Raw genomic sequence first — 7,170 nt, forward strand, 5'->3', positions numbered from 1 at the left:
CCCACAGGCCTAACGGGCGAACCCATGGGCACACGCTCACCCGCCGTGTCTTACCCGGAGGCCGGCACCGACACGGACGAGATAGGCGGTGGCCGGGCAAGCGTGGTGGGCCGGGTCGACCGGAAAATGTCTCCCTGAAAAGCCGACTCCGACCTCAACCGCCTCAACGCGGCCCCGAGCAGGAGTGGCTGCCAGTGCCCAAAGAGCTGACAACGGTGCTGGCCGCCGCGCTGCGGGTCAGCCAGCAATCCGGTGGTGCCTTCGACGTCGCCGTCGGCGATCTGGTGGGAGCCTGGGGCTTCGGCCCCGGCGAACAGACGATCACCGAGCAGGCGCTCACGATGGCGTCGCGATGCGCCCGGCTTTGCGCCAGCGCGGGACTGGAGGTAGACACGCAACGCAATCACGTACGCAAACGGGCGCCTCTGAACCTGGATTTGAATGGCATTGCTAAAGGCTTTGGCGTCGATGAACTGGCCCGTTGCCTGGAAGCTTCAAGCATCACCCGCTACCTCGTCGGCATCGACGGCGAGATGCGCGCCCAAGGCATGAAGCCTGACGCCCAACCCTGGGTCGTGGCGATTGAAAAACCCACCCGGGGCGTGCGAGAAGTCATGGGCGTGATGGAACTCAGCGACGCCGCCATCGCCACGTCCGGGGACTACCGACACTGGGTGGAGGTGGGTGGGAAAACCTACGCCCACACCATGAACCCGCTTACCGGCGCACCGCTGTGCAACACCCTTGCGGCGGTCACCGTCGTGGCCGCCTCATGCATGCTCGCCGATGCCTGGGCCTCGGCACTGCTGGTGCTGGGCGAAATCGAAGGCCCACGCCTGGCGCAAGCACGTGGCATGGACGCACTGTTCGTGGTGCGCGACGGTGAACAGCTAAAAGAAATATCGATTGTAGGCGGCAAACTGCAAGCGCAGGCTGAGGCCGCCGCATCCAACCCCGTCAATAACCTGAGTTGCGTTAACCCATGAAATTCATGCACAGGCACACCGAGTTCCACCGCAGTGACCGTATCGGCTGGCTGCGTGCCGCAGTCCTGGGGGCCAATGACGGGATCGTTTCCACCGCCAGCCTGTTGATTGGCGTCGCCGCCGCCAACGCCACCCACTCCACGCTGATCGTGACCGGTATGGCCGGGCTGGTGGCGGGCGCCATGTCCATGGCGGCGGGTGAATACGTTTCCGTGCACTCCCAGGCCGATACCGAACAGGCTGACTTGTCGCGGGAACGGGCCGAACTGGCCAGCAACCCGAAAGCCGAACACAGCGAGCTTGCCCACATCTACATGCATCGAGGGGTGTCATCCGACTTGGCGCACCAGGTGGCCGATCAATTAATGGCGCACGATGCACTGGGCGCACACGCCCGAGACGAGCTAGGCATCAGCGAAGCACTCACCGCCAAACCACTGCAAGCCGCACTCGCCTCAGCTGCCAGTTTCGTGCTCGGCGCCGCGTTGCCCCTGGCGGTCATTTTCATCACCCCGCCCCACAGTGTTGTGCCGTGGATATGCGGCATGTCACTGGTATTTCTTGCCGGCCTTGGCGCCATTGCAGCCAAGGCCGGTGGGGCAAAAATAGGCATCGGCGCTTGGCGGGTAACCCTCTGGGGGGCGTTGGCCATGGGCATTACGGCAGCCGTGGGGGCAGTGTTCGGGGCGGTGGTTTAGTTAGCGCGTTTTTGGGGCGCGAAGACGGGTGCCTGGAGTTCCAGCGCTGCGACGTGACGCTTTGAGGGCATTTCTCAGCCTGAAAACTTCGGCGCCACCCGAACCACGAACAGCCCCCAAATCAATGCCAGCAAGACGGTGAAAAAAAGCCATCTTGGCCCCATCACATATTCCATTTTTTGACGTCTTCACTTCGTGTTATTCAAGCACACTAAAACAAGACTTAATCTGATTAACAGAAACCTTAAATAACTATTCGCCGACAACAAAAGTGTCACGCTGCACGCTTATCGATCTAAACTATGAGTCACACATCCACGCTTTTGAAGAGGCGCTCAACCATGGGATTCCTTTTATGCCTATTCAAACGACACGCTCATGTTAGAAACTATGCGCTCATGGATAGTAACGGTACCTGCATAGGGTTTATACAATGCGATCACAACCCGGGAAGCCAATGGGTGCAGGTCGAAGAGATAAGCCTGGCACGGCTAACCAAAGCGCGCACGGGCACTAGCGGCTCGAACACTGAACCGTCAAAGGAACGAGATTAAATTCACACTAAGCTCACCGTTCTTCACATGGCCTACCCGTTAAACCACTAAACAACCTTAACAACAAGAGACACTCTCAATTACTTCAATTAATCTTTAATTGCGTCAACTATTAAAGCGCGCCGCCGATAGTATTAGCTCACCTTACTGTTCTTGAAGGGGATCAACATGACGTCAGCCATCAATGCTTCAATCCAGGTCACTTTGCCGAAAGCCACCGCCATGACAGCGCCAAAAGCGCCCCCTGTGCGGGTAGACAGCGACGGCGATCATGACGCCAGCGGGCCAAGCGAAGTGCAACAGCCCAAGGCGACCTCCGGGTCGGTCGGGACACGAATCAACACCACAGCGTAATTGAGTTTATGCGCAGGCCCATCGAAGGAAGTCATGCCGTGGTTTTTACCAAAGCAGTCCTCCTGTCACAGCTAAACGCCAGGTTTTAGAGCAATGTAATTGCGCCGCCTGCACCTACTCGCTGCCAAGGCAAACCAAGTACCAGCGACTGGAGTTGTTCGGGGCAAGTTCGGCATCCGCCCCACGCTGGAGGCCCGGCCAATGCTGGGAGCGCCCACTGAACGTGAACACCCTCGCATAGCTTGCCCTCACGAACCTTGGTATCGAAGGCACCGGCCATCCCTTCACAAAATTGGGCATTACCGCTCGTAGCGCGGTGAAAGAACAATGCCCATTGTCAGTCTGTTTCTTTCAGCATATCTTGAGTAAAACTTATACAAGGCCGCGATCGATGTACAACAAAATGAATTGGCCACTGACGCTGTACTTTGACGGTGAATGCCCGCTGTGTGCGCGCGAAATCAAGCTCCTGCGTGGGCACGTCGTAAAGGATCGACTGCTTTTTGTGGACATTAGCAGCGATGCATTCGACGCCAAGGTACTCGGGTTTACGTTCGAGCACATGCAGTCCAAGCTGCACGCACGTTTTGCTGATGGGCGCTGGGTAACCGGCCTGGACGCCACCCTTTGGAGCTGGCGAGCTGCCGGTTTGGGTTTTTGGGCAGCGCCACTGACGTGGCGTGCATTGCGCCCTTTGCTTGAGTTCGGTTATCGCCTTTTCTGCCGCTTACGTCCCCATTTGGCGTGGTTACCTCACCCAGACAGTGGCCGTCGCTGTGTCGATAACCGTTGCGCGGTGCCGACGTCCAAACCCGCATCAGATGAACAGCCCACGTTGAAAAAAAAGTAGCCCAAGAAAGCCTCCCTTTGTCATGGGCCCGACGAAGAACCTGGATCGTGGATGATCTGGCAAACCTTGTGTTATCTGCGTCAGATCGTGCGCAGTAGATGCTCTCCTACCGCCAAGGATTGCCGACACATAAAGCGCAGCAGGGCTGCGAGGAATCAAGATGAACGCATCATTAGCCGAACATTACCGTGAAATCCTCGTCGGCGTAGGCGAGAACCCTGAGCGTGAAGGACTGCTGGACACACCCAAGCGCGCAGCCAAAGCGATGCAGTACCTGTGCAATGGCTACACAATGAGCCTGGAGGAACTGATCAACGGCGCATTGTTCGAATCGCAAAACGATGAAATGGTCATCGTGCGCGACATCGAACTGTATTCGTTGTGTGAGCATCACATGCTGCCCTTCATCGGCAAGGCTCATGTAGCGTACATCCCCACCGGAAGGGTCTTGGGCCTGTCGAAGGTGGCCCGAGTGGTGGATATGTTCGCCCGTCGCCTACAAATCCAGGAAAACCTTACCAAACAAATTGCCGATGCCATTCAGCACATCACCGATGCCGCCGGCGTGGCGGTGGTCATTGAGGCGAAGCACATGTGCATGATGATGCGGGGCGTGGAGAAACAAAACTCGGTGATGACCTCATCGGTAATGCTGGGCGCCTTTCGCGAGTCCTCCGCGACGCGTCACGAGTTCCTGCAACTGATAGGGCGGCTGGGTTAACACCAACAAATCGCATCAGACCGCAGGAGCGCCTAGATGAACATTCCCTTCAAGATGAACTCCCTTGGTGAGGGCTACCGTGCCCTCGTGATAGGCGCCAGTGGAGCGCTCGGCTCGGCTTTTTGTGAGCTGCTCAATCAGGACCCACGGTGTGCGTCTGTGCGTGAGTTGGGGCGTAACAGTGTTCCATGCCTCGACCTGGAAGATGCCGACAGTATCGCCAGAGCGGCCGCCGAATTGACTGAAGAAGCACCGTATCAGTTGATATTGCATGCCGCAGGTCTGCTCCATCGCGACGAAATAAAGCCTGAAAAAAGTTACTCCGCGATTGATGCCGATGCGTTGCAGTCGGTATTTCAAGTCAACACGTTTGGCCCTGCTCTGATTTTGCGTCACTTCCTGCCCTTGCTGGATGCCCATGGCGCAATGGCGATGCTTTCTGCCAAGGTAGGCAGCATCGGCGATAACCGCTTGGGCGGCTGGTACGCCTATCGTGCCTCCAAGGCTGCACTGAACATGTTGATTAAAACGGCTGCCATCGAACTGGCACGAACGCGGCCTCAGACCCGCGTGTTGAGTCTTCATCCCGGCACCGTCATTTCGGGCCTGTCACACCCTTTTCGTGGTGCCTCTGCAGCCAGGCCAGCCAACGTTGCTGCCCATGAGTTGTTATCTTTGATTGACCGCTTGGCGCCTGCCGACAGCGGCAATTTCTTCGCTTATGACGGAGAACGCCTTCCCTGGTAGCCGGGCTCGAAAACGCTCAAAACGCCCAAGTTGCCCTAGAATGATATGAAACTCACCGGGGCCCTGAAAATGATAGACGCAGAACTGCTAAAACTGATGGTTGAAACCTCGGATGACGGCATCGTAATTGCCGAGCAGGAAGGCGATGAGAACATCCTGATCTACGCTAACCCCGCCTTCGAGCGCCTGACGGGCTACAGCGTTGACGAAATTCTGTATCAGGACTGTCGCTTCCTGCAGGGTGATGACCGAGACCAAGCGGGCTTGGCCGTTATCCGCGAGGCAATAAAGATGCATCAGCCTTGCCGGCAAATCATCCGCAACTATCGTAAGGACGGTAGTGCTTTCTGGAATGAGCTGTCGATTACTCCAGTCTTCAACGACGCGGATCAACTTACCTACTACATCGGCATCCAGAAGGACGTTAGCGTCGAATTTCAGACTGGCCAGCGCGTGCGCGAACTAGAAGCAGAAATCGCAAGCTTAAAAGCTCAACTGGCTCAATCGCAATGCGAACCCGGACGCTGATCACGCTTGAATGGCGGCCTGAATGAATACTCAATTTACCTCAGCAACCGCTATTGCTCGGGGAATGGCAGTGGCGCATCCCCATCACGGCGCACGGCAAAAACATTGAGTGTCATCGCCACAAATGCGTAGTAACCGTAGACACCTATCAACTCGACTACAGCAGGTTCGCCAAACGTACTGACGGCGTCGGCGTACAGCGCATCATCAACACGACGATGCTCATAGATCGCCTTCCCAAGACGATAAACGATACGTTCGTCATCTCGCTGGAACTCGGGCAAAACCTGCTGTTTGAGAGATTCGATTTCGCGCTGAAACGATTGATCATCTAAGATCAGAACACTGGGTGTGCACATCTTGCCCACTACTCGCTAATGACGTTAAGTCAAAATTCTGGCGACTCGACATCACCGCACGTACACCAAGCTCTCCCGCACTTTCAGGTCTTTACCTGATGGGACAACTCCACCCCGCCCCCTATTTTACTGCCTTGCCGTCCAGTTCCAGGCGCTTTGCGCCAGGAGCCTCGGGCGACTCTTTCTAGCAGGCGGTGGGAGGCAAACGAACCTATGCACAGTGATCAGCAACAGAACGGCTCTTCGCCTAGCAGCGGGCAACCCCTGAAAAGTGACAGTTTGCGCGACAGCGCCATGTTTGCAGCGGCACAGGCCGAAATCGATAAGCTCAATAATATTCACGCGGTTGAACCCGTGGATTGGCAGCGGTTGTCGACGCTCTGTGAGCATGTTCTCAACAACGAAAGCAAGGACCTGCGGGTTGCCATTTGGCTCTTGTGTGCATGGACCAAGTTGCGTGCAATGGCAGGACTCTGCGCGGGTGTGCACCTGCTTAAGGAGATCGTGTGCCTGCATTGGGACGCCGTGACGCCACCCTCTTCGCGTTTGCGCGCTCGGCGTAATCACGCCCAATGGCTGATCGAGTGGTTGGACAAGACCTTGGTAGAACCTTTCAAACCGCTGGACAGGCTGGCGGCTGAGCGCCTGATCAGCGATTGGGATGCAATCGATGCGTTATGGCGTATGAAGGACGACCAAGCGCCCAGCTTTGCCAAATTGCGTCGTCGCCTGGAACAAATACCCTGTGTTGAGGCGCAGGCGCCCCAACAGGTCACAGTGCAGCCAGCTCAGGAGCCCGAGGTTGCTGACGTCCCAATCAGTGCCCTCCCCGCACTGGCCGCGTCGGACGTACCCTTATTGGACAGCGGTGACGCTATCAACACCATCGACAGCAGTGTCGAGAAGGTGTTCGAGTTGCTGGGGCCGGTGCAGTCCCACTGCATGGATCAGTTTCCCCTACTGCCGTTGGCCTATCGGCTGAATCGTCAGGCGGCGTGGATCACGCTCGACGAGCTGCCTCCCAGCCAGGGTCAGGCAACTCGCCTGCCAGCTCCGCCGCTCACGCTGCGAGACAGTGTCCTGCGTTTGCAGAGCAGCGCGAAGCCGTTGGAGGTGGTGCGCTTTTGCGAAGCTCGGCTCAGCAGTTATCCGTTTTGGCTCGACCTGAATCGCGTCAGTCACGCAGCGCTTGTGAAGGCTGGGGCCAGTGCTGCTGCCAGAGCCTTGGCGCTGGAGGTGCAAGGGCTGGCGGCCCGACTTCCGGGAGTGGTCGAGTTGACCTTCGCTGACGGTACGCCGTTTGCAGATGGCCCCACCCGGGCGTGGCTGGAAAGCCTGGCGCCGTCTACCCCGGTGGTGCCCGCAAACGATCG

Annotated in this window: 8 protein-coding genes and 1 pseudogene; 8 read left to right on the forward strand and 1 reads right to left on the reverse strand. The window is 57.4% G+C overall.

The genetic code is table 11. The annotated features are described in order from the left end of the window. From E0F99_RS27915 to E0F99_RS27945, 7 genes and pseudogenes are all read left to right on the forward strand, one after another. A pseudogene (locus E0F99_RS27915) lies at positions 1 to 986 on the forward strand (FAD:protein FMN transferase); the annotation flags it as partial. Further along, positions 983 to 1,684 carry a VIT1/CCC1 transporter family protein gene (locus E0F99_RS27920; protein WP_083358404.1) on the forward strand — a complete coding sequence of 234 codons (702 nt, stop codon included), beginning with the start codon at positions 983 to 985 and terminating at the stop codon, positions 1,682 to 1,684. The pseudogene E0F99_RS27915 and the gene E0F99_RS27920, both read left to right, overlap by 4 nt. A 722-nt stretch (positions 1,685 to 2,406) precedes the next feature. Beyond that, on the forward strand, positions 2,407 to 2,592 hold the full coding sequence (locus E0F99_RS27925) for a hypothetical protein (protein WP_130909057.1): 186 nt from the start codon (positions 2,407 to 2,409) through the stop codon (positions 2,590 to 2,592). Positions 2,593 to 2,983: 391 nt separating this feature from the next. Then, entirely contained in the window at positions 2,984 to 3,442 is a 459-nt protein-coding gene (locus E0F99_RS27930; protein ID WP_083358405.1) for a thiol-disulfide oxidoreductase DCC family protein, read from the forward strand. 160 nt (positions 3,443 to 3,602) lie between these two features. Further along, entirely contained in the window at positions 3,603 to 4,163 is a 561-nt protein-coding gene (gene folE / locus E0F99_RS27935; protein WP_083358406.1) for a GTP cyclohydrolase I FolE, read from the forward strand. Between the two features lie 36 nt (positions 4,164 to 4,199). After that, the gene (locus E0F99_RS27940) at positions 4,200 to 4,910 is read left to right on the forward strand and encodes an SDR family oxidoreductase (protein WP_083358407.1); all 711 of its coding nucleotides are present in this window, start codon (positions 4,200 to 4,202) and stop codon (positions 4,908 to 4,910) included. A gap of 69 nt (positions 4,911 to 4,979) precedes the next feature. Beyond that, on the forward strand, positions 4,980 to 5,438 hold the full coding sequence (locus tag E0F99_RS27945; RefSeq protein ID WP_083360434.1) for a PAS domain-containing protein: 459 nt from the start codon (positions 4,980 to 4,982) through the stop codon (positions 5,436 to 5,438). Positions 5,439 to 5,488: 50 nt separating this feature from the next. Here the strand turns inward: E0F99_RS27945 and E0F99_RS27950 are convergent, their stop codons facing one another. After that, a complete protein-coding gene (locus E0F99_RS27950) occupies positions 5,489 to 5,797 on the reverse strand; it encodes a carboxymuconolactone decarboxylase family protein (RefSeq protein ID WP_232000061.1) in 309 nt (102 codons plus the stop codon). A gap of 213 nt (positions 5,798 to 6,010) precedes the next feature. Here E0F99_RS27950 and E0F99_RS27955 point away from each other — a divergent pair. Next, positions 6,011 to 7,170: TssA family type VI secretion system protein (locus tag E0F99_RS27955; RefSeq protein WP_130909058.1), on the forward strand; the 1,160-nt coding region annotated here is incomplete at its 3' end.

The sequence above is a fragment of the Pseudomonas antarctica genome (genome assembly GCF_900624995.1).
Taxonomy (GTDB): Bacteria; Pseudomonadota; Gammaproteobacteria; order Pseudomonadales; family Pseudomonadaceae; genus Aquipseudomonas; species Aquipseudomonas antarctica.

Coding starts and splice junctions, on each gene's coding strand:
- E0F99_RS27920 (WP_083358404.1), top strand. CDS start 983: ATGAAATTCATGCACAGGCACACCGAGTTCCACCGCAGTGACCGTATC.
- E0F99_RS27925 (WP_130909057.1), top strand. CDS start 2,407: ATGACGTCAGCCATCAATGCTTCAATCCAGGTCACTTTGCCGAAAGCC.
- E0F99_RS27930 (WP_083358405.1), top strand. CDS start 2,984: ATGTACAACAAAATGAATTGGCCACTGACGCTGTACTTTGACGGTGAA.
- folE (WP_083358406.1), top strand. CDS start 3,603: ATGAACGCATCATTAGCCGAACATTACCGTGAAATCCTCGTCGGCGTA.
- E0F99_RS27940 (WP_083358407.1), top strand. CDS start 4,200: ATGAACATTCCCTTCAAGATGAACTCCCTTGGTGAGGGCTACCGTGCC.
- E0F99_RS27945 (WP_083360434.1), top strand. CDS start 4,980: ATGATAGACGCAGAACTGCTAAAACTGATGGTTGAAACCTCGGATGAC.
- E0F99_RS27950 (WP_232000061.1), bottom strand. CDS start 5,797: ATGTGCACACCCAGTGTTCTGATCTTAGATGATCAATCGTTTCAGCGC.